Consider the following 22,580-nt stretch of genomic DNA (forward strand, 5'->3'; position numbering starts at 1 on the left):
CCCGCTGGAAAATCCGGCGGGGATTTTTTTATGCTCAGAGTGGAGAAATCTTGATCGCGGTGATCTGGTTGCGCTGGCGGCGCATGATCTGGAACTTGCGATCATAAAAGATAAAGGTCTGGCCCGGTTCGGGGATGGTGCGGGCCTCGTGGATCACCAGACCGGCGATGGTGACGGCGTTTTCATCGGGCAGTTCCCAATCCATGGCGCGGTTGAGGTCGCGGATGGCCAGGTCACCATCGACATGAATTGAGCCGTCGGACTGGCGGCGCAGCGCGGTGAGCACGGCGTCATGTTCGTCGTCGATCTCGCCGACGATCTCCTCCAGAATGTCTTCCAGCGTCACCAGGCCCTGCAGGGCGCCGTATTCATCGACAACCAGGGCGAAGTGCGCCTTCTTGCGGCGGAATTCGGCCAGCTGGTCCTTGAGGTTGGTGGTATCGGGGATGAACCACGGCTCACGGACAATGGCCATGACATCGACGCGCGTAATGTCGCCACGGGCGTGGATCACCGCCGCCATCAGGTCGCGGGCATGCAGAACACCGATGATATTCTCGGTGTTGTCCTTGTAGAGCGGTACGCGGGTGTGGCTGAAACCGAGGGCGATATCGATGATCCGGTCGGTCGGCAGATCAGCGTCGATCATGTCGATCTGTTTGCGGTGGACCATGATCTGACTGACATCGAGTTCGGCCAGGTCGAGCACGCCGCGGAACATGTTGCGGTCCTCGACCTGCACGGCGCCTTCGTCATGGTGATATTCGACCGCGCCGCGGATTTCCTCGTGCGCCGCAAGCACATCGACCTCCATGGACATGCGTACGCCGAACAGGCGCAGGACGGCGCGCACGAACCACTGCACGGCATTAATGATCGGCCCGAACACGAAGACCGTCCAGCTGACCGGGCGTGACAGAAAACGCGCCACGTCATCCGGTTTCATAATGGCCAGGGTCTTGGGCAGGACCTCGGCGAAGACCAGCACCAGTACGGTCATGAATACGGTGGAAACCGCCGCGCCCCAGGGGCCGGGAATGGCGCGGTCGATCGAGATGGTGGCGATGGCCGAGGCACCGATATTGAGCACGTTCTGCAGCAGCAGGATGGCGCCGATCATCTTTTCCTGATTGGTCAGCAGCCGGTTGACCCGCTTGGCGGCCCGGTCGCCGTCGCGTTCAAGCTGGTGCATGCGGCCGCGCGAGGCGGCGGTCATCGAGGTTTCGCCCGCACTGAAAATCGCCGATACCCCCAGGATCAGCAGCAGGACAGGAACCAGGGCGATAAGCGAGGCGATCAGCATGAGACACCTAAATTATTTCCAACGCTCAAGCGTTGGCAAGGGCGACCGCCCGCCGTCGCTTGTGCGACGAGCCTGCGCGGCCTCTGAGCGCATAATGCAATCTGCCTGCACTATGCGGATTATAAAACCACCGTTTTGCCCAAGGCGGATTGCGCGCCGTCCAGGCTCAGGAATTCGGCGATGGATTCGGCGGGCACCTTCTTGGCCACAAAGGCCCGGCCTATGCCATTGACCAGCACGAAGGTGAGGGTGCCGCCCTCAGCCTTCTTGTCGTGCCCCATATGGGTGATCAGGCGGTCGGCATCGAAGGGCGCGTTCCTGATATCGCTCATGCGCGTCGGCAAGCCAGCGTGGGCGATGGCCGCCACGGCGCGGGCCTCGTCCTCTTCCGTGCACTCGCCATTGAGCGCGCTGTAGCGGAAGGCCTGGGCCATGCCGATGGCGACGGCCTCGCCATGCAGAAGCGTGTCGCCGAAGCCAACCTCGGCCTCGAGCGCGTGGCCGAAGGTGTGGCCGAGATTGAGCAGGGCGCGCTGGCCGCCTTCGCGTTCGTCGGCGGCGACGATCTCGGCCTTCATCTCGACCGACCGCGCGACGGCATGCAGGATGGCTTCCGGTTCCAGGGCCAGCACCTTCTCGTCATTGACTTCCAGCCAGTCGAAGAAGGCCTTGTCGCCCAGCAGGCCATACTTGATGATCTCGGCATAGCCGCAGCGGATTTCGCGCGCCGGCAGGGTTTTGAGTATATCGAGATCGCACAGCACCAGGCGCGGCTGCCAGAAGGCGCCGATCAGGTTCTTACCCTTTTCGTGGTCGATGGCCGTCTTGCCGCCGACCGAGGAATCGACCTGGGCCAGAACGGTGGTCGGGATCTGGATGAAGTCGATGCCGCGCATATAGACCGCGCAGGCAAAGCCGGTCAGATCGCCGATGACGCCACCGCCGAGCGCGATCACTACGTCCTTGCGATCCAGCCCGCAATCGAGCAGGGAATCGAGCACGAACTTGAAGCCGTCATAGGACTTGCTCTCCTCGCCGGCGGGCACCACGATCTTATGCGTCTTGTGGCCGGCGGCCTCGAATTGCGCCAGTATGCCATCGGCATGCAGCGGCCCGACATTACTGTCAGTGACCATGACCACCCGCTTGTTGGTCAGGAAGGGGCCAACCCACTTTTCGGCTTCGGTCAGAAGGCCCTGGCCGACAATGACTTCATAGGCCTTGAAGCCTTCGCCAGCGACCGGAATGCGTTTCACAAGGCTCATTTGCCACCTGCGATATGGAGGCGCAGGGCCTCGACTACCTGATCGAGTGCCTTGCCGTGCGACTGGTCGCCCGTATCGACGGAAATGTCGGCGATTTCATAGAGCGGGTAGCGGGTCTTGACGTGTTCCTTGAGCACTTCGATAGGGTTCCGGTCTTTGAGCAGGGGACGATGCGGGCGGTTAGCGACGCGCTTGGCCAGCACCTTGATGTCGGTTTTCAGCCACAGGGTAATGGCATGGGTTTTCAGTTTTTCGCGGGTCAACGGATGGGTCAGCGCCCCACCGCCGGTGGCCAGGATGCGCGGCTCGCCTTCCAGCAGGCGCGCGATCACGCGCTGTTCGCCCTCGCGGAATTCCTTTTCGCCGTACTTGGCGAAGATGTCGGCGATGCTCATGCCGGCCGCCTTTTCGATCTCCTCATCGGCATCGACGAACGGCAGGCCGAAATGATCAGCCAGGCGGCGGCCGATGGTGGTCTTGCCCACACCCATTAGCCCGACAAGCGCAACGGTTTTCGGCAGGGGAAACACAGGGCGCGCAACGGGTTCGGGCGCGGAAGGCTCAGGCTGGGCGGTCATTCGCCTGCTTTACACGATATTAGCGGTACTTTGCCAGACTTAACCTTATGACTTCGCGATTCGACCCCGTAAAACAATTCCTGCAGATGCTGGCCGTGGAGCGCAATGCCGCGAAACCGACCCTGGAGGCCTATGGCCGTGACCTCGGCGATCTGGCCGATACGCTGAACGTGACACAGACGGGCCTGCTGGAACTGACGGAAGGCGATCTGGCGCATTATTTCACCCTGTTGAGCGAGCGAGGGCTTTCCGCCGCCACCAGCCAGCGCAAGCGTTCGGCGATCCGGCAGTTCTACCGTTTCTGCGTAGCCGAAAACCTGGCTGCCGCAGATCCCAGCCGCAAGATCGCCGCCGCGAAAAAGGGCCTGAGCCTGCCAAAAATCCTGTCACGTGAAGAGGTGGAGGCGCTGATTGCGGCCAGTGGCGCCAAGGACCCACACCAGGCCGTCCGCCTGGAATGCCTGATCGAGATGGCCTACGCTTCGGGCATGCGCATTTCCGAGCTGGTGGGGCTGAAACTCGATGCCGTCCAGCGTGATCCGGCCTTTCTGATCATCAGGGGCAAGGGCGGGGTGGAACGGCTGGTGCCGCTCAATCCCTCGGCGCGCACGGCGATTCGCGAATATCTCGATATCCGACCGGCTTTCCTGCCGGCGGGGGATAAAAACAATCCCTTCCTTTTCGCTTCACGCGGCGCCGATGGGCATCTGACCCGCCGACGCGTTGGTCAACTGCTCGATGAAGCGGCGGTCAATGCCGGGATCGATCCGGCGCGGGTGTCGCCGCACGTTCTGCGTCATGCCTTCGCGACTCACCTGCTGGAAGGCGGGGCCGACCTGCGCACGGTCCAGACCTTGCTGGGCCATGCCGATATTTCGACCACGCAGATCTATACCCATGTGGCCGGCGAACGCCTGCGCGAGGTCGTCGAAAGCCATCATCCGCTGGCCAAGGGACGCGCTTCCTGAAAAATCCCCTTTGACGGATCACGACTTGCTGTTAAACGGCCTGTCCTCTAAGACAGATGGCCTTTAAGGGTGATCCCCTTATTCGGTATTGGTTTTTAACGCCACGCGCGTACATTTGGGGCAATCAAGAGCGGCCTGATGCGACATTATCTCGAATTCGAACGTCCGATCGCGGACCTGGAAGCCAAGATCGAGGAGCTTTCCGCCCTGTCGCAAAGCGGTGGAGCGAATCTCGATGTCGAGGTGCAGGCCCTGCGCCAGCGCACGGAAGTCCTGCGTCGCGAAACCTATTCCCATCTCGATCCGTGGCAGAAGACCCTGGTGGCCCGCCATCCGGAACGCCCGCACCTGGTCGACTATATCAACGGTCTGATCGAGGATTTCGTCGAACTGCGCGGTGACCGCAAGTTCGGGGATGACCAGGCGATTGTCGGTGGTCTCGGTCGTTTCCGTGGCCAGTCGGTCGTGGTCATGGGGCATGAAAAGGGCCACGACACCACGACGCGCCTGAAGCACAATTTCGGCATGGCCCGTCCGGAAGGTTATCGCAAGGCCGTCCGCCTGATGGAAATGGCCGAGCAATTCGGTCTGCCGGTCCTGACCTTTGTCGATACCGCCGGCGCCTATCCCGGCATTGGCGCCGAGGAACGCGGCCAGGCCGAGGCCATCGCCCGTTCGACCGAAAAGGGCCTGACCCTGCGCGTGCCGGTCATCGCCACGGTGACGGGCGAGGGGGGATCCGGCGGGGCCATTGCGCTTGCCGCCGCCAATCGCGTGCTGATTCTCGAACACTCGATCTATTCGGTCATTTCGCCGGAAGGCGCGGCCTCGATCCTGTGGCATGACGGTTCGCGCGCCAAGGATGCCGCCGACCAGATGAAGATCACCGCCCCGGACCTGTTCAAGATGGGGATTGTCGACCGCATCGTCGAGGAACCGGCGGGCGGCGCCCATTCCAATCCGGAACTGATGATCGAAACGCTCGGCGATGTTCTGGAAAACGAACTCCAGGCCATGAGCTTCCTGTCGCCAGACCAACTGGTCGATCAGCGTGCCCAGCGCTTCTACGATATCGGCCGCAAGGGACTGGCGTAATCCACAGCTCTCAGCGAGTGGTTCAGGCTTCCTTTACCGCTCCCTAATAATCCAGCCTCTCAAATCACTTTGTGAACCGACAGCGCTATTCCTACGCTGCGGCGCAACAACCATAGTTTGGGAAGCCATCCAATGCGTCACCTGTTTATGCTTGCCGGCCTGATGGCCGCGGCCGTCGTCCTCCCCGCCACCGCCCAGGCGGTCGAACCTGATTTTATCGGCGCTCGCGTCGGTACCCTGGGGGGAGGGGCGGAATTCGGCCTGAAGCTCAGCCCGCACTTTACCCTCCGCGCCATCGCCAATGGCGCCAATATCGGCTATAACGACACCAGCGATGATATCCGCTATGACGGCGACCTGAAGCTGGCCTCATACGGCGCACAGTTGGATTATCGTTTCACGGAAAAAGGACCGCTGTATCTCAGCGCTGGTCTCTACAAGAACGATAACAAGATCGCCGCCACCGGCCGCGCCAACGGCACGATCACGGTCAGCGGTGTGACGTTGACGGAAGACCAGGTCGGCACGCTCAATGGCCGCGCCACCTTTGCCGACACCGTGCCTTACCTCGGTATCGGCGCCCGGTGGCCGATCGGCAAGGTCGAGATCAATGTCGAGGCTGGTGCCTACTTCCAGGGCAAGTCGCATGTGACCCTGACCTCTGACAGCGTCTATGCCGACCTGCCGGAAGTCCAGGCGGCGCTGGAAAGTGAGCGCCAGGATTTGCAGGACGATATCGACGATTACAAGACCTATCCGGTCGCTGAAATCGGCCTGCGCTATAAGTTCTAACCTACTTATTCAAGCTGACCTGATGCGGATAGGGGATTTCGATCCCCGCCGCATCGAAGGCGGCCTTGATATCGATCATCAGGCTGGTGCGTGCGCTGTTGCCATGCGCCGGCATGACCCACAGGAAGATGCGCGCGGTGATGGCGCTGGCGCCGAAGACCGTCAATCCAACCACCGGTTCATGCGCGCTCAGGCGCTCGGGCTGTTTCAGGGCGACATCCTTCAGGATATCGAGGGCCCGGTTCAGGTCGGTGTCATAGGCCAAATCGACCAGGACTTCTAGTTTCAGGGCCGAATTGGTCGTGACATTGTAGATCTCGTTGCTGAAGACCTTGGTATTGGGCACATAGACGCGGATATTATCGGCATTGTCGATTTCGGTGGCGAACAGGCCCAGGCGATGCACCGTGCCCTTGATCTCGCCGATATAGACTGTGTCGCCGATGCGGTAAGGCTTGTTGAACAGGATCATCAGACCGGCGGCCACATTGCCGAGCGTGCCCTGCAGGGCCAGGCCGATAGCCAGCGAAGCGGCGCCGAGCACGGTCAGCAGGGAGGCCGTCTGGACCCCCAGCCGGTTCAGCACCGCCACCAGTCCAACCGCCAGAATCAGCCAGCGCACCACTTGGGAAAAGAATTCCAGCAGGGTGCGGTCGCCGTCCTTGTGCACCAGCCGGCGCGAGGCGCGCTTGACGGCATCGGACGCCATGCTGGAAAGCATCAGGGTAATGGCGAAGATCGCCGCGGCCCAGCCGATATTGGCCATCATATCCGGATGCTCGCCCAGCTTGGCCCAGACAATGCCGGCTTCGCGTCCGATCTCATCCACGAAGGACTGCAGGGGACCGAGGTTGAAGCTTGTGCCGGACATTGAAAGGCTCCTTGGCAAATAACAGGTGACCGGCTATCCGTATGGGATGACGGGCGGACTGACAACCTTTTCATGGTCGCGATTTAACTGGCCGCAGGGCGCCTTTGCGGCCCGGTTGGTGCTGGCGGCTGTGCTGGCGCTGTTCGCCGGCCATTTTTTACCCGGCGGGCATGCCTTCAGCGCCGTGCTCAGCGCCCTGATCGTGGTGCGGCCCTATAGCCAGGGCGCCTTACGGGCTGGCTTGATGCGGCTGGTGGCCACGTTGTCAGGGATCGCGCTGTCGTTCGGCACTTTGTTCCTGCACCGCTTCGGCCTGAATGACTATGTCCGCCTGCTGATTGGCGTGGTGCCGCTGGCCTTGCTGACAGCCTATAATTCCGAATATCGCTCCTCACTGATCGCCGCCGTGCTGATGCTGGGCGCCGCATCGGCAACCACGGCCGGCGTGGAAGAGGCCGCTGTGGCCCGCGCGATTGTGGTTGGCCTGGGCGCCTGTATCGGCATCGCCGTTTCCGTCCTGGTCCTGCCGACACCCCATAAGCGCGCGGTGGCTGACAAGGCTTTGCAGATACTGGCGCAGATGATTGGCGGCCTGCTGACGCCGCCGGATGCGCGCTCGGAAAAAGCCGATACGAAACTGCGTCGGGCCTTGCTGGACCTCAGCCAGATGCACCGCGATAACGGCAAGGGCCATGCCGAGGACGATCCCTCCGGACAGATGGTTCGACTGGTGCGTCATGCCCAGGCGGTCTGCCTGCTGCTGCGCGTGGAATGGCGGCGCGAACCGGGGGAGGGCCGGGAAGCCTTTTGCGCAGCGCTGCTGGCTCAGATTGACGCTCTGCGCGCCGGCCAATCTGTTGACGACAAGACCGTCTGGCAGGCTTTACCGGAAGTGACCGGCGTGCAGAACTGGATGGTGCGCGCCCTGGCGGGAGATGTGACGCGCCTGGCGAAGCTGATCAGTTAAGGTTTCCGGCGCGCCTTGAAAAAGCTTTTCAGCATATCGGCGCTGTCTTCTGCCAGCACGCCACCGGTAACGTCTGGCTTCCAGTGGCAGGTCGGTTGCGCGAAGAATTTCGGTCCGTGCTCTATGGCGCCGCCCTTGGGGTCTGGCGCACCATAGATGACCCGGCCGATGCGGGCATGGCTGATGGCGCCGGCGCACATGGCGCAGGGTTCAAGCGTCACATAGAGCCACAGATCGGTCAGGCGATAATTGCCGATTTTCTCTCCGGCGGCCCGTAAAGCCCGTATTTCGGCATGCGCCGTGGCGTCATGTAACGAAATCGGCGCATTTCCCGCGCTTGTTACAACAGTTTTACTTGACGGATCGTAGATTAAAGCGCCTATCGGCACCTCGCCGGACCGGGCCGCATCTTGCGCCTGTTCCAGCGCCTTACGCATCAAGTCGATATCGTCTTCCATGGACGACTTAAAGACGGGCCTGAGTTCAGACGTCAAGCAAATACGGCGTCAAACACATTTAGAGAGATATACCGTGACCCAAGACAGTAACGCTGGAGAGCGTAACGAGCCCCAGAATGAATCCGAACGCGAACTGACGCCGCAGGAAATCCAGGCCGCGAAGGAATTGCAGGAGATCGCCGACGGTCACCGCTACATGCCGCAGGATATGCGCGACGCCAAGGAGGCTGCCGGCAAGAAGGACCGCGCTAAAAAACCGGCGAAAACCGATGCCAAGCCCGCCGCTAATACCGGTGAACGCATCGCCAAGGTGCTGGCGCGCGCCGGCCTGGCCTCACGCCGCGAGATCGAGCGCCTGATCGGGCTTGGCAAGATCGCCGTCAATGGTCGCATTCTCGAAACCCCGGCGGTCCTGGTCAAGGCGACCGATGTCATTACGGTCGACGGTCAGGAGGTCGGCAAGGCTGAACCGACCCGTCTGTGGCGCTATCATAAGCCGGTCGGTCTGGTGACCACCGAACGCGATCCTTCGGGGCGTCCTACCGTATTTGACAAGCTGCCGGCGGATCTGCCGCGGGTGCTCAAGGTTGGCCGTCTCGACCTCAATTCCGAAGGCCTGCTGCTGCTGACCAATGACGGCGAGTTGGCCCGTGCCCTGGAACTGCCTTCCGCCGGCTGGGTACGCCGTTATCGCGCCCGTGCGCTCGGCCACACGACCCAGGCGCGCCTCGATACGCTGAAGGACGGCACAACGGTTGACGGCGTCATCTATGGTCCGATGGAAGCGACGCTCGACAAGGTGGCGGAAAAGGCCGATGGCCGCGCCAACTGCTGGGTCACGGTCTCGATCACTGAAGGCAAGAACCGCGAAGTCCGTAAGGTGCTGGAATCGATCGGCCTGAAGGTCAATCGCCTGATCCGCCTGGCCTATGGACCGTTCCAGCTGGGCAATCTCGAAGTCGGTGAGGTGGAAGAGGTCGGACCGCGCGTTATTCGCGAACTGCTGGCCGATGTCGTGCCGCTGAAGAATCTGCCGCCGGAAGGCGCGTCGCAGACCCGCAGCCGTCCTGCTGCACACCGTGACGCGGAGGCGCCCGCCGGCCGCCGTGGCGGTGGCGATCGCTTTGAAAAGAAAGCCTTCGGCGATAAGCCGGCATTCGGGGCGAAAAAGTTCGGGGACAAGAAATTCGGTGATAAGCCGAAAGAATGGAAGCCGCGCACCGAGTTTGAAAAGCGTGACTATAAGGATCGCGATTTCGATGAGCGTCCGCGTTTTGAAGGCGATGGCGAGGCCCGTGATCGCCGCCCGTCGCGCGAGGGTGATTTCGCCGATCGCAAGTCGTTCGGGGAAAAGAAGTGGACGCCACGCGCCGAGAGCGGCGAGCGGAAGTCCTACGGTGACCGTCCGGCCTTCAGGAAGCCCTATGCAGCCCGCGAAGATGGCGAGCGCAAGTCTTACGGTGACCGCCCGAAGCGCGATTTTGGCGATCGCCCGCGATCAGACCGTCCTCAGGGCGACCGTCCGTTCAAGAAGCCCTACGCCAAACGCGATGACAATGGCATTCCCGCCGGTGAGTCCGGTGCCTATGAACGCGCCAAGCGCGAATTCGGTGGGGCGTCTCGTGAAGACCGCGGCGAGAAGAAGTGGACACCGCGTCCGGAACGCGGCGACCGTCCGCAAGGCGACCGCCCGGCCTTCAAGAAGCCTTATGCCTCGCGTGATAACGCGGGCGGCGAACGCGCCTATGGTGATCGCCCCAGGCGTGATTTTGGTGACCGTCCGCCGCGTGCGGAGGGGGATCGTCCGGCCTTCAAGAAGCCCTACGCCTCGCGTGATAACGCGGGTGGCGAACGCGCCTATGGTGATCGCCCCAGGCGCGACTTCGGTGACCGTCCGCCCCGCGCGGAAGGGGATCGTCCCGCGTTCAAGAAACCCTATGCCGCCCGTGATGGCGAAAGCCGTGGCCCCAAGCGCGACTATGCGCCGCGTGAAGGTGGTGAACGCAAGGCCTATGGCGATCGTCCGTCATCGGGCGGTTTCAAGGGAAAGCCGGGCGGCAGGCCTTCCGGTGGTCGCCCAACGGGTGATCGCCCGTCCGGCGGTCCCCGTCCAGGCGGGAAGCCAGGCTTCAAGCCGCGCCGCGATAGCTAAGCCGTGCGGATTGTCGGTGGCAATTTCAAGGGCCGCAGCCTTGTGACGCCGGACGGGCAGAACACCCGTCCGACCTCCGACCGCGCGCGCGAAGCGATTTTCAATATCCTGGCCCATGCCGACTGGGCACCGAATCTGGAGGGCGCGCGCGTCATGGACGTGTTCGCCGGTTCCGGCGCGCTGGGTTTCGAGGCCCTGTCGCGCGGGGCCGCCTTCTGCCTGTTTGTCGAAACTGACGAGGCGGCGCGTGGCGCAATCCGGGACAATGTCGAAACCTTCGGTCTTTTTGGCACAACCCGCGTCCACCGGCGCGACGCCACCCAACTCGGACCGCGTCCCGGTTCGCAAGCCGAGGCCTTCAACCTCGTTTTTCTCGATCCACCCTATCGCAAAGGCTTGGGAGAAAAGGCTTTGGACGCGCTGATCAGCGGTAACTGGTTGTCTGAAAATGCCATAATCGTCTTTGAACGAGCCGCTGATGAGGACGATTTTGTCACAGGCGTGTGGCAGAAAATCAACGTTAAAACCTATGGCGCGGCGCAGGTTCTCTTCCTGCAACAAAAAATTTTTAATTCGTAAGCGCTGGATTTCATTAAATAAAAAATCAATAAAAACGCCGTGCGTGGTATATTTAACGCAGGGTTAAAAATTATCTATTGACGGTTCTTAACTCTTATCCCCAATATGTCATTAACAAGGCATGAACAGCAAATCGGCCCGCAGAATGAGGCACAAAAATTGCTGGTAGCCTGAGTAGACTATTACTAAAAATTAGGGGTTAAGTGATGGACATTCAAACTGCACAAGCCGTATCGCCGCGCACCGTCAAGCGCCGCGCCGAGGGCCTCAAGCTGCTTCTGGTGGCTGGCCTCAGCGTCCAGGTCTGGGGCGTGGTCATGGGCCTCGGCCTGATCATTCTGAACCTGACACACTGATCCGTTTTTTGAGCCTGTAACTGTCCGTTACGGGCTTTTTTAATGGGTTTTCTCGGGGCCGGGGGCCATTGCCGGGGCGCGCGAAGGATCGCAGCGCCCCGGTCGTCTTTAACGACGCCCAAAAAGTTTTTCGATATCCTTGAGCTTTAGCTCGACATAGGTCGGCCGACCATGATTGCACTGGCCAGAATGGGGCGTCGCCTCCATCTGACGCAGCAGGGCGTTCATCTCGTCAGCCGTCAGCCGGCGGCCGGAGCGGATACTGTGGCGGCAGGCGTGATCGCCGCAGATTTCCGCCATCCGTTCCTTCAGGGCCAGCAGTTCGCCATGCTCGGTCAGGTCATCGACCAGATCGCGCACCAGGCCTGAGATATCGCAATCGCCCAGCAGGATCGGGATATCGCGCACCAGCACACTGGTCGGGCCGAAGGCCTCGATGCCTAACCCCATGGCCTGCAGGTCGGTCTGGCGCGCCATCAGACGGCTGACCTCCTCGCGCTCCAAGTCGACAATCTCCGGAATAAGCAGGCTCTGGCTTTGCACATGGCCTTCCGCCATAGCCAGCTTCATCTGTTCATAGACCAGGCGCTCGTGAGCGGCATGCTGATCGACGATCACCAGCCCGTCAGCCGTCTGGGCAATGACATAGGTTTCGTGCAGCTGCGCCCGCGCCGCGCCCAGGGGAAAGGCTTCCTCCAAGGTTGGGGCTTGCGTGGGCGCGAAGGCAGGAGCTGAGACTTCCGTTACCAGATCCGGAGCATAGGCCTCGGCCACGCCTTGGTAATCGCCGTAAAAGGGTTCCGGCTCGGCCTCGACCCGTGCGGTCGGGGCAAAGGGCGCCGGTTCGGAGGGATAGGGCGCCATATAGGGGCGCACGGCGGCGATCTGTGCAGGCGAGATCGGGTTATAGGGCCGGTTCAGGCCGAGCAGGGGCTGTACCACCTGCGGCTGGAAGGCGCTGATTGTCTGGTGCGCCACAGTGGTGGCGGCGCGGTGGCCGGCCGAGGCCAGGGCGTGCTTGAGGGCGCCGATGATCAGGCCACGCACCAGGTTCGGGTCGCGGAAGCGCACCTCGGTCTTGGCCGGGTGAACGTTGACATCGAGCTCCTGCGGATCGATCTCGACGAACAGGGCGGCCAGCGGATGGCGGTCACGCGCCAGGAAGTCGGCATAGGCCGCGCGCAGGGCACCGGCCAGCAGCTTGTCGCGCACCGGGCGGTTGTTGACGAAGAGATACTGATGCGCGGCATTGCCACGCGAGAAGGTCGGCAGGCCGGCATAGCCGGTCAGGCGCACACCTTCGCGCGCCTGATCGATCAGCAGGGCATTTTCAGAAAAATCGTTGCCGAGCAGGGCGGCCAAACGTTTCAGGCGCCCCTCGAATCCGGCGCTTTCGGCATGGAGCTTGAACTGTTTCTTGCCGTCGAGTTCGAGCGCGAAGCCGACATTTTCATGCGCCATGGCTTGACGCTTGACCTCTTCGGCAATGGCCATGTTCTCGGCGCGCTCGGACTTCATGAATTTCAGCCGGGCGGGCGTGGCATAGAACAGGTCGGTCAGTTCGATGCGCGTGCCATGCTCGCCGCCAAAGGCTGCCGGCCTGAGCGGGGCGATGACGCCGCCATCGACGCGGATATTGAGCGGGCTGCTATCCTTAAGGCGTGAGGTGATATCGAGCCGCGCCACCGAACCCATGGAGGGCAGGGCCTCGCCGCGAAAACCGAGGGTCTTGATATGCAGCAGGTCCCAGGTGCCATCGGCCTGGGGCTTGAGCTTGGAGGTGGCGTGGCGCTCGATGGCCAGCTGCAGGTCGTCCGACCCCATGCCGGAGCCATTGTCCTCGATCAGGATGCGCGACAGGCCGCCGAGATCGGCGCGGATGTCGATCCGGGTGGCGCCGGCATCGATGGCGTTTTCCACCAGTTCCTTGACTGCCGAGGCGGGCCGCTCGACCACTTCACCGGCGGCAATGCGATTGATAGTGTCCTGGGGGAGGCGCTGAATATTCGACATCCGGCCTTTATAGCGGGAGTCGGGAGATGTGTCTTGCATCGTTAAGGAGAACCACGAAAAGCACAAAATAGGAGAAGGTACGTCTTAAGGGCCGGGGCTCTTACAAAATAAAAACGTCAACCTCTGACATCGGAAGTGTTGCGCACAGGCGCTACACCACTTTGCGCTTTTATCTTCTTTTCGTGCTTTTCGTGGTTAAACCTTTAATGCAACGGCCGACGGAAGACCAGCGCCATGCGGTCGGTATGGCCCCGGATCGAGGAATCGAAAACATTCTTCGTGTGATCGTCCGCCGGATTGGCCAGGCTGTCATTGTCTTCCACCAGTTCAAAGCCGGCCGCTTTGAAATCGGCTAACACGGTGGCCTTGTCGATGCGGTGCAGGGTATCGGTCGCGGCGGCGCCCACACCATCGGCGGTCCGGTGATCGGTCAGGATGACCAGCCCGCCGGGCTTCAGCGTCGCCAGCAGAGTCTTGTCCATGGTCACTGCATCATGGCCGGCTTCATTATAGGTGTCGTGATAGATGGTGCCGATAAAGATGACATCGTACGGCGTCGCGGGCATAGGCACCTTGTCGAAATCACTCTGCACCAGATGGATATTGGGCCGGGCGGCGGCCATCTCCTCGCGCGCCGGCAAGGCTTTGAAATCGACATCCCATTTCTGCGGGTTCTGCGAATCGACGCTGCCGGAACAGACGGCCGCTGACAGCAGGTAGGAAGCATAGCCACCGCCGGCGCCGAGATCGAGCACGTGGTCGCCGGGCTTGACATGGTCGAGCACGAAGCGCGTCTCGCTCAGACGGTTGGCATCGTTGGCGCGCTGCTTGGCCGGGCGATCGGCCTTGGCCAGCACCGCCTCGATGCGTGTATCGAGCGTGGCGCTGGGGGCGCATTCCGGCGCTTCGGCGGCCATCGCGGTGTGCGTGAGGCCAAATAATGAACCTGCAAGGGAAAGTACCAGGGCGAAGGAGAGGATACGCTGTGAGACCATGAAAGTTCCTCCTGTTTATGATGGCCAAAAAAGAAAAGGCGCTCCGAGGAACGCCTTTACTATCCGAATTTTCAGTTCAACCTAGAGGCCCGGCAGCTTGGACTTCTTGATCGGCTTCTGGGTAATGATGATCTGCTGATCGCCGACCAGGGCCTTCAGGCGGGCTTCTTCCGAAGCGGCATCGACCGGTGTCGGTGTATCACCGATGGCGGCGTTGGCCGCGGCGGCCTTGGCGTCATCCGAAGCGACGGGCGGCTTCTTCCAGAACAGCACCTTGTCGGCGAAGGTCGGCTCTTTATAGGCCAGATCGCCGAATTCGTCGTCAACCACATAACGGGCCAGCGGATCGGCCTTGTCGCCGCCGACCTTGGCGACGAGGGCGGTCTCACCGGCGGAACGGTTACTGGCGTCGCGCTGGCCGAGCAGGGCCTGGCGCGCGGCGCTTTCCGGCTGGAGTTCCTGTGGGCGCGGCTCGCCGGGGGCGGGCGGACGCAGGGCGTAATCCGGCGGCACGACCAGCGGCGCCTTGGTGACCACGCGGAATTCATCGGGCACGACCTTGTTCAGGCCCAGGGCGTTCCGGGTGGATTGGCAACCCGAAAGGGCGACACCCGCCACGATCAACAGACCCGCCGCAATCTTAACCGACTTCATCATTTGCTCCAGTGTCCCCATTCGGTGCTTTAGCCACGCCGACCAATGCCGGGATCGTGGGGGAAGTGATACTTGTTTTATCTGCTGCTGCCAAGCGCTTTGCGTCAGGCAGCGTCCTTGCGTTTCGCTGTCAGGTCGGCGCGGACGAAATACCAGACCAGCAAAGCCACCCCGATACAGATCGCGCTGTCGGCGACGTTGAAAACCCATGGGAAAATGTGCGTTCCGGAAAAATCGAGAAAATCGATGACAAAGCCCAAACGGGCCCTGTCGATACCATTTCCGATCGCCCCGCCAATAATGAGCCCGAGGCTCAGGGCCAGCCAGGCATTGGTTTGCGTCCGCACATAGTCCATCAGGGCCAGGCCCATGCCGAACTGAAACAGCACCAGAACCCAGCGTCCGGCGCCTTCCGAATGGAAGAAGCCGAAGCTGATGCCCTGATTGTGAACCATCGTGAGTGAAAAGATGGGCAAAATATTGACCTGATCGCCAATGGTTTGCAGATTCAGGCCATGCCAGACGCCGAGCTTGGTCAGCTGGTCGAGGATCAGCACAAGCAGGGCCAGCCCCAGCGCTTTCAGGCCGAGCGAGGAGTAGAGCGGGGTAAAGTGGGCGCGCAGCTTATCCATAAGGCTTATCCAGCGTGGGTGGCGTCATAGGCGGCGACCGCTTCGGCGTCGCGCAGAGACAGATCGGGGTAGCGCGGGTCCGAACCGACCTCTGGCAGAATGCGCCACGAACGGGCACATTTGCGGCCTTCAGCCTGCGCGAAGACCACGGCGATCATGGCCAATCCTTCCAGCTTGAAAGAATCAGCAGGCGCGGGCTCGATCGTCAATGTGGCCTGGGAGGTGCGGAAGACCTCGGCGGCATCGATCTCCTGCATGGCTTCCCAGACGGCGTTATCAGCGATATGGACCACCGGCGCGGCTTCGAGGGCCGAGCCGATGACCTTGTCGCGGCGCTTTTCTTCCAGGGCGGCGGTGACGACCGACAGAACCTGTTCGATCTTCTGCCAGCGGTCGTGTTCGGTCACATTGTGCCATTCGTCAGGCGCCGCCTCGAGCACACGGAACAGGTTGGCCTGCGTGTTGCCACTTGACGCCCACGCTTCTTCGGCAGTGAAGGTCAGGATCGGCGACAGCCACAGGGTCAGGCGCTCGAACAGGATGTGCATCACCGTGCGACAGGCGCGACGCTTCAGCGACGAAGGCGCGTCGCAATAGAGACTGTCCTTGCGGATATCGAAATAGAGCGCCGAAAGCGTCTGGATGCAGAAATCGGCGACGGGACGAACCACGCCGGCGAAATCATAGACTGCATAGGCGTCGCGCACCTTGCCATCGAGGGCATGAACCTCATTGAGGATATAGCGTTCCAGCGAAGGCATGTCAGCATAGTCGACCGCCTCACCATCAGTGAAACCATTCAGCGCGCCCAGCAGGTAGCGAAGGGTGTTGCGCAACTTGCGATAGGCGTCGACCGTGGTCTGGATGATCTGCTTGCCGATGCGCTGATCTTCGGAATAGTCGGCGAAGGCGACCCACAGGCGCAGAATCTCGGCACCGGAGTCCTTGGCGATATCCTGAGGCGCGATGGTATTGCCCTTGGACTTCGACATCTTCTCGCCGTTCTCGTCGAGCGTGAAGCCGTGGGTCAGCACCGCCTTGTAGGGGGCGCGGCCACGCGTGCCGCAGCTTTCCAGCAAGGACGACTGGAACCAGCCGCGATGCTGGTCCGAGCCTTCAAGATAGAGATCGGCCGGCCAGGCGGAATTTTCACGGCCTTCGATGGTGAAGGCATGGGTACAGCCGGAATCGAACCAGACATCGAGGATGTCGGTGACCTTCTCATAGTCGTCCGGATTGTAGCCATTCCCAAGGAAATCGGCGTCCGGGCGGGTAAACCAGGCGTCGGCGCCGCCATCGGCGATCATCTGGATGATGCGTCCGTTGACAGCCTCGTCCTTCAGCGGCTCGCCGGTTGTCTTGTCGACGAACATGGCCAGCGGCGTACCCCAGTTGCGCTGGCGGCTGATCAGCCAGTCCGGGCGCGTCTCGACCATGCCGCCGATGCGGTTGCGGCCCTGGTCGGGATAGAAGGCGGTAGCGGCGATGGCGGCCATGGCTTTATCCCGTAAGGACTCTTCGCCGTCCATTCGGATAAACCACTGCGGGGTATTGCGAAAGATAACCGGAGCCTTGGAACGCCACGAATGCGGATAGGAGTGCTCGACCCGGCCACGCGCCAGCAGGTTGCCGGTCTCGATCAACCGATTCATGACGGTCGGGTTGGCGTCGCCGAACTTGCCCGCCTTCTTGCCCTCGGTTTCCAGCACCTTGAGGCCGGCGAAGAGCGGTACGTGTGGATAGTAGGCGCCATCGGGATCGACCGTATCGGGGATCGAATCGAGCGAACGGCCGGATTTCAGCCAGACATTGTAGTCGTCGGCGCCATGGCCAGGTGCGGTATGGACAAAGCCTGTACCGGCATCGTCGGTAACGTGATCGCCGGCCAGCATCGGCACGTCGAAGCCATAACCGGCATCGAGCGCGGCCAGGGGGTGCGACAGCCTGAGGCCGCCCAGAACGTCCGGCGGCACATCGATGACCTTAGTCCATGAGGTGGCATTGGCGGCCTGCAGCACGCCCTCGGCCAGCTTGTCGGCCAGGACCAGCTTGTCACCGGTCTTGACCCATGGCGCGAAGCCCAGGTCTTCCTCGGATTTAACGCCGGTGACCTCATAGACCGAATAGGCCACCTTGGGATTGAAGCTGACGGCGCGGTTGGCCGGGATGGTCCACGGCGTGGTGGTCCAGATCACGACCGAAGCGCCGTGCAGGTGCGCGAAAGCTTCCGAGGCATCGCCCCAGTCACCCGGCTGGATCGGGAACTTCACCCAGATGGTCGGCGACACATGCGGATGGTATTCGATTTCGGCGTCGGCCAGGGCCGTGCGCTCGACCGGCGACCACATCACCGGCTTCGAGCCGCGATAGAGCTGACCCGACATCAGGAACTTGTGGAACTCGGCCGTCACCTTGGCTTCGGTGGTGAAGTCCATCGTGGCGTAACGGTCCTGCCATTCACCGAGTACGCCCAGGCGTTTGAATTCCTCGCGCTGGACATCGATCCAGCCGGCGGCATATTCACGGCAGGCCTTGCGGAATTCGGCGGCGGGCACCTCATCCTTCTTGCGGCCCTTGGCGCGGAACTGTTCCTCGATCTTCCATTCGATCGGCAGGCCGTGGCAATCCCAGCCCGGCACGTAATCGACATCGTAGCCGGCCAGCAGTTTCGAACGGACGACGAAGTCCTTCAGGATCTTGTTGAGCGCGTGGCCGATATGGATGTTGCCATTGGCATAGGGCGGGCCGTCATGCAGCACGAACAGGGGGGCGCCGGCCGCCTGACGGGCCTTGCGCACGGCGTGATAGAGATCGGCCTCTTCCCACTTTTTCAGCAGCTCGGGCTCGGCCTTGGGCAGGCCGGCGCGCATGGGGAAGTCGGTTTCAGGCAGGAAGACGGTCTCGCGGTAATCGCGGGCGGTCACGGAAGCATTGGAATCGGACATGAATCTCAGGTCTTATAAAAGGATGTCTACAATTGGGCGCAACAAAACTCCCAGCACGGGCAACACGGCCTCGTACTGGGTTTCAAATTCGAATTATGCGGCCGGACATCAACATGGCTCTGGCTTTATCAGAGCGTCTCAATTTTTCCTAGCGCAATTGCGTCTTGGCGCGTTTGAAAGTGCCGTTGAAGCGCACGCTTTCGCCGCCGCAGCGGCCCTGGTCGGTGACCGCCAGGCTGTCGCCGAAGTTCAGCATGGCCACCAGACAGTCGGTTTCGCGTGGCGGATGCCCGTCCTCGGCGGCCTCGTCATAAAGCAGGACAGGGCCATTATAGGCGGTGGTGGCGGTGAACATGCCAAGATGCGTATCGGTGCCGCCGATGGTAGCGAAGCTATAGGCCGAATAGCCAGTCAGGCCGAGGCTTTGCGCGCTCAAACCACTCCGTTTCAGCGGGTCGTAGGTCAGGAGCGCATAGACCGATTCCGGGTCGGGATGAGCCTGCTGGGCCTGGTAGCGGCCTGAGAAATCTGCAACGCTCATGACGGTGAGATTGGCCTTTGTTTGCCCCTGATCGGCATGCCAGACGCCCTGCCAGGCCAGCGACGACAAGGGCTTTGCCTTTTTGATGCTGATACGGGCCTTGTCGACCCAGCCGGAACTGAAGCTGTCGTTTGTCTGGAAGATGACGCAGGCCACGGCATCGCGTTCAAAAGCGATGATCACCGACTGGCCGCGGTCGACCGTATTGGCAGGCGGTCCGCCGCACAGGGCCGGTTCGAGGCCGACGCAGGGGCCGGCGGCTTCGAACAGGGCGGCCGGCTTGAAGGACACGGTTTTCGATATCCGGCCGGTCGTGAAGGTCAGGCCGGGCGTGGCGAAGCGATGCAGATCGGAGAAATCGCAGTCATTATAGCCACTCATTGCACTGGCTATGCCCGGCAGGTACAGCGCAATCAGGCTTGAAATAATCAGCAGTGCCGTCCGCATCTGATATCCCCCACCAGAAAATGGTTAACGCAGGTTAACGCAAAATGGACAGGAGGCCAAGCCTGCCGGACATAAAGCCTGCTGGCAGTTTCTGGTCGCCATCGGGATAACAATGACCTGAAACAGGAGGCCATATGAGCAAGATCGATCTGAAGGCAGAGCACAAACCGCTCTACAGCGCGCCGATGAAGGACTTTGCGCTCGTCGAGGTGCCGCCGCTGCAATATCTGATGTTCGACGGCAAGGGCGATCCCAATACCGTGCCGGAATACCCGCAGGCCATCGAGGCGCTCTATTCCCTGTCCTATACGCTGAAATTCATGAGCAAGCGGGCCTTTGACCGTGACTTTGTGGTCGGTCCGCTGGAAGGCCTGTGGTGGGCAAAGGATATGAAGACCTTCGCCACGCGGGAGAAATCGAAATGGTCATGGAGCATGATGATTCTGCAGCCGGACTGGATCGAGAAGGCGCATCTGTGCGCCGCCCTAAGCGAGGTGGTGATGAAAAAAGGCCTGCCAGGGCTTGAAAAGGTAAGGTTGGAGCGGCTGGAGGAGGGGCTTTGCGCCCAGATTCTGCATATCGGGCCGTATGATGACGAAGGGCCGGTGCTCAGGCGGCTGCATGAAGACTGGCTGCCGGCCAATGGGCTGACTGAGACCGGCCGGCATCATGAAATCTATCTCAGCGATCCGCGTAAAACCGAACCGGCGAAACTGCGAACGATCCTGCGCCAGCCGGTCAGGCGGATTTAAGAAGGTTTATCCACAGTTTTACACAGATTAGAAATGCGCGTCAGCGCCTTCACCATCAGCCACGACTGAATAGTGGTTCAAAGTGCATGACTGGCGCAAGTGCGCCACTTAATCTGTGCAATCTGCCGATTCTACATCTTCTGGAACCAGGCCCGCGCCTTGGCGGCGTCGTTCTGGATTTCCAGCTTCATCTCGTCGAACGAAGCGAACTTCGCTTCCGGGCGAATAAAGTCGAGCAGGGCGGTTTCGACCACCTGGCCGTAAATCTCTTCACTGAAATCGAAAAGATAGGTTTCCAGCAACTCGATATCGCCGCCCACGGTCGGACGCACACCGATATTGCTGACGCCGTTGATCACGCGGCCATCGGGCAAGGCGGTCTGCGTAATATAGATGCCGTAACGCGGACGTTGGTAATCGCCCAGCGTCAGATTGAGCGTCGGAAAGTCGATGGTGCGGCCCTGCTTGGCGCCGTGGATCACTTCGCCGAGATAGGCCTGCGGGCGGCCAAGAATTTCCGTCGCCAGCTTTGCATCACCGGCCAGCAGGGCCTCGCGCACCGCTGAGGAGGACAGTTTGTGCCCTTCGGTATCGGTCTGGCAGGGCAGGATATCGGTGGTGAAGCCCAACTGTTCGCCAAAAGCCACCAAATCTTTGGCATGGCCGCCGCCGCGCTTGCCGAACTGGAAGTCGAAACCGGCCGAAACGTGGCTGAGCTTGATATAATCGCGCAGGATCAGCCGGGCGAAGTCTTCGGCCGTCAGGGCGGATAGATGTGTGTCGAAGCTCAGGACGAAGGCATAATCGACGCCCATGGCCTCGAAGGCGCGCAACTGCTGCGACAGGGTCATCAGGCGGAACGGTTTGCCATCGCGGTGAAAGAAGGTCTGCGGATGCGGATCGAAGCAGATGACCGCCGATGCTACGCCCTTGCGCCTGGCCACGGCTATGGCCGATTCGATGACATGCTGATGCCCCACATGAACGCCATCGAAACTGCCGATCGCCGCGCAGGCGCCGACGGGCAGGGGCGCATCGGTCCTCAGGCTGTGGTCTCCTGCCACGCCAAGCGTGACGACCTTGATGGAGCGGGGCAGAAGCGCGTTCACAGATTTAAGCAGGTCTTTTGGGGGCAATAACCACGGCGGTTCCGCTTAACATGGTCTTGTTGCGCACCTTGGCAAGGGTCGACAGTGTCACATGGCCCGATTTCAGGTCGATGGCCTTGATGGTCACCTCAATGGTCACCTCGTCGCCGGGGCGGACGGCGCGCTTGAAATCCAGAGTCTGCGACACATAGATCGAACCACGGCCGGGCAGGTCGGAGGCCAGGGTCGCCGAGATATAGGCGCCCAGCAGCATGCCGTGGGCGATGCGGCCCTTGAAGGGCGACTTCGCGGCGAAATCCTCATCGACATGGACCGGGTTATGGTCGGTCGACACATCGGCAAAGGCGCGGATGGCAGCATCGTCGACCAGGAAGGCGCGTGAGGCGGTCTGTTCCAGCGACAGTTCGTCAAGATAGAAGGCATTCGTCATGACTCTGCTCTAATTCACGCCGTCAGCACTGCCAAGGTATTTTTTAAGCACAATAAAACGTCCCATGGCGGCACAGAAAAATTCAAACAGAGGCGGAATTTTCACCATAATTCGTGGTTAATAGAGGATATATCGTTGAAATATAATGATAAATTTAGATAACGCTCTTAACCTGATTTTATCGTCTCGAAGCTAATCTGCGATTGTACAGACGGAAGGGCCTGCACTTTGCAGGGCTCGCTTAGAAAAAGTGGGGCGTTACATGGCCATCGATATGTCCATGCCGGTCTTGGTAGTTGATGATTACAAGACCATGCTGCGAATTATCTCCAACCTGCTGAAGCAGTTGGGTTTTGAAAATGTCGAAGAAGCATCGGATGGTACCGAAGCTCTGGAAAAGATGAAGAAGGGCTCTTACGGCCTGGTCATCTCTGACTGGAACATGGAGCCGATGACGGGCTATGAGCTGCTGCTCAAGGTGCGCGCCGATGACGTCCTGAAGCGTACGCCGTTCATCATGGTCACTGCCGAAAGCAAGACGGAAAACGTCATCGCGGCCAAGAAAGCTGGCGTTAACAATTACATTGTTAAACCTTTCAATGCTGCAACACTGAAGCAGAAGATCACGGCCGTCCTGGGTGAATTCTAAAACCTGGTGAGTGCACCCCGTTTCCCAGG

General features: G+C 60.9%; 22 protein-coding genes. 9 read left to right on the forward strand and 13 right to left on the reverse strand.

The window, feature by feature from the left end:
* Positions 1-34: 34 nt before the first annotated feature.
* The 3 genes from QM647_RS10205 to QM647_RS10215 all read right to left on the reverse strand — a co-directional run bounded on the left by QM647_RS10205 (position 35) and on the right by QM647_RS10215 (position 3,146).
* Complete coding sequence (locus QM647_RS10205) at positions 35-1,303, reverse strand: HlyC/CorC family transporter (protein ID WP_414995408.1); 1,269 nt, start codon at positions 1,301-1,303, stop codon at positions 35-37.
* A 119-nt stretch (positions 1,304-1,422) separates the two neighbouring features.
* Positions 1,423-2,568 (reverse strand): 3-dehydroquinate synthase, encoded by a 1,146-nt coding sequence (gene aroB, locus QM647_RS10210; RefSeq protein WP_414995409.1) that lies wholly within the window; start codon positions 2,566-2,568, stop codon positions 1,423-1,425.
* Positions 2,565-3,146 (reverse strand): shikimate kinase, encoded by a 582-nt coding sequence (locus QM647_RS10215; protein ID WP_414995410.1) that lies wholly within the window; start codon positions 3,144-3,146, stop codon positions 2,565-2,567. Before QM647_RS10215 ends, aroB begins: the two co-directional genes overlap by 4 nt.
* A gap of 47 nt (positions 3,147-3,193) precedes the next feature.
* Between QM647_RS10215 and QM647_RS10220 the strand changes: the two genes are divergently transcribed.
* From QM647_RS10220 to QM647_RS10230, 3 genes are all read left to right on the forward strand, one after another.
* Positions 3,194-4,114 carry a site-specific tyrosine recombinase XerD gene (locus QM647_RS10220; protein ID WP_414995411.1) on the forward strand — a complete coding sequence of 307 codons (921 nt, stop codon included), beginning with the start codon at positions 3,194-3,196 and terminating at the stop codon, positions 4,112-4,114.
* A 135-nt stretch (positions 4,115-4,249) separates the two neighbouring features.
* A complete protein-coding gene (locus tag QM647_RS10225) occupies positions 4,250-5,209 on the forward strand; it encodes an acetyl-CoA carboxylase carboxyltransferase subunit alpha (RefSeq protein ID WP_414995731.1) in 960 nt (319 codons plus the stop codon).
* Between the two features lie 132 nt (positions 5,210-5,341).
* Positions 5,342-6,001 (forward strand): hypothetical protein, encoded by a 660-nt coding sequence (locus QM647_RS10230; RefSeq protein WP_414995412.1) that lies wholly within the window; start codon positions 5,342-5,344, stop codon positions 5,999-6,001.
* Between the two features lies 1 nt (position 6,002).
* Here the strand turns inward: QM647_RS10230 and QM647_RS10235 are convergent, their stop codons facing one another.
* A complete protein-coding gene (locus tag QM647_RS10235; RefSeq protein ID WP_414995413.1) occupies positions 6,003-6,872 on the reverse strand; it encodes a mechanosensitive ion channel family protein in 870 nt (289 codons plus the stop codon).
* A gap of 25 nt (positions 6,873-6,897) precedes the next feature.
* Here QM647_RS10235 and QM647_RS10240 point away from each other — a divergent pair, with 25 nt between their 5' ends.
* A complete protein-coding gene (locus QM647_RS10240; protein ID WP_414995414.1) occupies positions 6,898-7,839 on the forward strand; it encodes an FUSC family protein in 942 nt (313 codons plus the stop codon).
* On the opposite strand, the gene QM647_RS10245 is transcribed toward QM647_RS10240, so the two are convergent.
* Complete coding sequence (locus tag QM647_RS10245) at positions 7,836-8,297, reverse strand: nucleoside deaminase (RefSeq protein WP_414995415.1); 462 nt, start codon at positions 8,295-8,297, stop codon at positions 7,836-7,838. The two genes, QM647_RS10240 and QM647_RS10245, sit on opposite strands and share 4 nt — an antisense overlap.
* 73 nt (positions 8,298-8,370) lie before the next feature.
* Here QM647_RS10245 and QM647_RS10250 point away from each other — a divergent pair, with 73 nt between their 5' ends.
* From QM647_RS10250 to QM647_RS10260, 3 genes are all read left to right on the forward strand, one after another.
* The gene (locus tag QM647_RS10250; protein WP_414995416.1) at positions 8,371-10,449 is read left to right on the forward strand and encodes a pseudouridine synthase; all 2,079 of its coding nucleotides are present in this window, start codon (positions 8,371-8,373) and stop codon (positions 10,447-10,449) included.
* A 3-nt stretch (positions 10,450-10,452) separates the two neighbouring features.
* Complete coding sequence (gene rsmD / locus QM647_RS10255; protein ID WP_414995417.1) at positions 10,453-11,028, forward strand: 16S rRNA (guanine(966)-N(2))-methyltransferase RsmD; 576 nt, start codon at positions 10,453-10,455, stop codon at positions 11,026-11,028.
* Positions 11,029-11,234: 206 nt separating this feature from the next.
* Complete coding sequence (locus tag QM647_RS10260; protein WP_414995418.1) at positions 11,235-11,384, forward strand: hypothetical protein; 150 nt, start codon at positions 11,235-11,237, stop codon at positions 11,382-11,384.
* 108 nt (positions 11,385-11,492) lie between these two features.
* Here the strand turns inward: QM647_RS10260 and mutL are convergent, their stop codons facing one another.
* From mutL to QM647_RS10290, 6 genes are all read right to left on the reverse strand, one after another.
* Complete coding sequence (gene mutL, locus QM647_RS10265; protein WP_414995419.1) at positions 11,493-13,397, reverse strand: DNA mismatch repair endonuclease MutL; 1,905 nt, start codon at positions 13,395-13,397, stop codon at positions 11,493-11,495.
* Positions 13,398-13,600: 203 nt separating this feature from the next.
* Positions 13,601-14,392 carry a methyltransferase gene (locus tag QM647_RS10270; RefSeq protein WP_414995420.1) on the reverse strand — a complete coding sequence of 264 codons (792 nt, stop codon included), beginning with the start codon at positions 14,390-14,392 and terminating at the stop codon, positions 13,601-13,603.
* A gap of 81 nt (positions 14,393-14,473) precedes the next feature.
* The gene (locus tag QM647_RS10275; RefSeq protein ID WP_414995421.1) at positions 14,474-15,046 is read right to left on the reverse strand and encodes a DUF3035 domain-containing protein; all 573 of its coding nucleotides are present in this window, start codon (positions 15,044-15,046) and stop codon (positions 14,474-14,476) included.
* A 104-nt stretch (positions 15,047-15,150) separates the two neighbouring features.
* Positions 15,151-15,678 (reverse strand): signal peptidase II, encoded by a 528-nt coding sequence (lspA, locus tag QM647_RS10280; protein WP_414995422.1) that lies wholly within the window; start codon positions 15,676-15,678, stop codon positions 15,151-15,153.
* 5 nt (positions 15,679-15,683) lie between these two features.
* Positions 15,684-18,623: an isoleucine--tRNA ligase gene (gene ileS / locus QM647_RS10285; protein WP_414995423.1), complete on the reverse strand. Its 2,940-nt coding sequence runs from the start codon at positions 18,621-18,623 to the stop codon at positions 15,684-15,686.
* 148 nt (positions 18,624-18,771) lie between these two features.
* Positions 18,772-19,611 (reverse strand): hypothetical protein, encoded by an 840-nt coding sequence (locus QM647_RS10290; protein WP_414995424.1) that lies wholly within the window; start codon positions 19,609-19,611, stop codon positions 18,772-18,774.
* 134 nt (positions 19,612-19,745) lie between these two features.
* Between QM647_RS10290 and QM647_RS10295 the strand changes: the two genes are divergently transcribed.
* Complete coding sequence (locus tag QM647_RS10295) at positions 19,746-20,363, forward strand: GyrI-like domain-containing protein (RefSeq protein WP_414995425.1); 618 nt, start codon at positions 19,746-19,748, stop codon at positions 20,361-20,363.
* 131 nt (positions 20,364-20,494) lie between these two features.
* On the opposite strand, the gene ribF is transcribed toward QM647_RS10295, so the two are convergent.
* The gene (gene ribF / locus QM647_RS10300; RefSeq protein ID WP_414995426.1) at positions 20,495-21,472 is read right to left on the reverse strand and encodes a riboflavin biosynthesis protein RibF; all 978 of its coding nucleotides are present in this window, start codon (positions 21,470-21,472) and stop codon (positions 20,495-20,497) included.
* Positions 21,473-21,476: 4 nt separating this feature from the next.
* Positions 21,477-21,902, reverse strand: a complete 426-nt coding sequence (locus tag QM647_RS10305; RefSeq protein ID WP_414995427.1) for a MaoC family dehydratase — start codon at positions 21,900-21,902, stop codon at positions 21,477-21,479.
* A gap of 268 nt (positions 21,903-22,170) precedes the next feature.
* Between QM647_RS10305 and QM647_RS10310 the strand changes: the two genes are divergently transcribed.
* Complete coding sequence (locus QM647_RS10310; protein WP_414995732.1) at positions 22,171-22,551, forward strand: response regulator; 381 nt, start codon at positions 22,171-22,173, stop codon at positions 22,549-22,551.
* Positions 22,552-22,580 lie beyond the last annotated feature (29 nt).

This window comes from Asticcacaulis sp. (assembly GCF_047605585.1).
In the GTDB taxonomy this organism is placed as follows: domain Bacteria; phylum Pseudomonadota; class Alphaproteobacteria; order Caulobacterales; family Caulobacteraceae; genus Asticcacaulis.

Excerpts from the sequence above, each read along its gene's own strand:
- ileS (WP_414995423.1), bottom strand. The coding sequence starts at position 18,623 with ATGTCCGATTCCAATGCTTCCGTGACCGCCCGCGATTACCGCGAGACC.
- QM647_RS10235 (WP_414995413.1), bottom strand. The coding sequence starts at position 6,872 with ATGTCCGGCACAAGCTTCAACCTCGGTCCCCTGCAGTCCTTCGTGGAT.
- QM647_RS10275 (WP_414995421.1), bottom strand. The coding sequence starts at position 15,046 with ATGAAGTCGGTTAAGATTGCGGCGGGTCTGTTGATCGTGGCGGGTGTC.
- aroB (WP_414995409.1), bottom strand. The coding sequence starts at position 2,568 with ATGAGCCTTGTGAAACGCATTCCGGTCGCTGGCGAAGGCTTCAAGGCC.
- lspA (WP_414995422.1), bottom strand. The coding sequence starts at position 15,678 with ATGGATAAGCTGCGCGCCCACTTTACCCCGCTCTACTCCTCGCTCGGC.
- mutL (WP_414995419.1), bottom strand. The coding sequence starts at position 13,397 with ATGTCGAATATTCAGCGCCTCCCCCAGGACACTATCAATCGCATTGCC.
- QM647_RS10205 (WP_414995408.1), bottom strand. The coding sequence starts at position 1,303 with ATGCTGATCGCCTCGCTTATCGCCCTGGTTCCTGTCCTGCTGCTGATC.
- QM647_RS10270 (WP_414995420.1), bottom strand. The coding sequence starts at position 14,392 with ATGGTCTCACAGCGTATCCTCTCCTTCGCCCTGGTACTTTCCCTTGCA.
- QM647_RS10245 (WP_414995415.1), bottom strand. The coding sequence starts at position 8,297 with ATGGAAGACGATATCGACTTGATGCGTAAGGCGCTGGAACAGGCGCAA.
- QM647_RS10230 (WP_414995412.1), top strand. The coding sequence starts at position 5,342 with ATGCGTCACCTGTTTATGCTTGCCGGCCTGATGGCCGCGGCCGTCGTC.
- QM647_RS10220 (WP_414995411.1), top strand. The coding sequence starts at position 3,194 with ATGACTTCGCGATTCGACCCCGTAAAACAATTCCTGCAGATGCTGGCC.
- QM647_RS10290 (WP_414995424.1), bottom strand. The coding sequence starts at position 19,611 with ATGCGGACGGCACTGCTGATTATTTCAAGCCTGATTGCGCTGTACCTG.
- QM647_RS10295 (WP_414995425.1), top strand. The coding sequence starts at position 19,746 with ATGAGCAAGATCGATCTGAAGGCAGAGCACAAACCGCTCTACAGCGCG.
- QM647_RS10215 (WP_414995410.1), bottom strand. The coding sequence starts at position 3,146 with ATGACCGCCCAGCCTGAGCCTTCCGCGCCCGAACCCGTTGCGCGCCCT.
- QM647_RS10305 (WP_414995427.1), bottom strand. The coding sequence starts at position 21,902 with ATGACGAATGCCTTCTATCTTGACGAACTGTCGCTGGAACAGACCGCC.
- QM647_RS10260 (WP_414995418.1), top strand. The coding sequence starts at position 11,235 with ATGGACATTCAAACTGCACAAGCCGTATCGCCGCGCACCGTCAAGCGC.